This is a genomic window from Polaromonas sp. P1_G2, assembly GCF_056405515.1.
This window is the reverse complement of sequence record NZ_JBFUBY010001060.1, coordinates 1-471: the sequence shown is the minus strand read 5'-3', so window position 1 is coordinate 471 and position 471 is coordinate 1. Positions and strand designations below refer to the sequence as shown.

Below are 471 nucleotides of genomic sequence, written 5' to 3'. Positions count from 1 at the left end.
GCTTATTACCTTGCCAAGGAGTACGGCATCGCCAATGTCGCCGTACTGGAAAAAAACTATGTCGGCTCCGGCAATGTCGGACGCAACACGACGATCATCCGCTCCAATTATCTCCTGCCGGGCAATAACCCGTTCTACGAACTTTCGATGAAGCTCTGGGAAGGACTGGAGCAGGATTTCAATTTCAACGCCATGGTGTCGCAGCGCGGCGTGCTCAATCTCTACCATTCCGATGCCCAGCGCGACGCCTTTACCCGGCGCGGAAACGCCATGCGCCTGCACGGCGTCGATGCCGAACTGCTGGACCGCGCCGCCGTCAGAACGATGCTGCCTTTTCTCGACTACGACAATGCCCGGTTTCCGATCCAGGGCGGCCTGTTGCAGAGGCGCGGCGGCACGGTTCGTCACGACGCCGTGGCCTGGGGCTATGCCCGCGGCGCCGACAGCCGGGGCGTCGACATCATCCAGGGC

General features: G+C 61.4%; 1 protein-coding gene. It reads left to right on the top strand.

Annotated elements, in window-relative coordinates; all coding sequences use genetic code 11:
• Positions 1 to 471: FAD-dependent oxidoreductase (locus AC1D0P_RS29060; RefSeq protein WP_477679904.1), on the top strand; the 471-nt coding region annotated here is incomplete at both ends.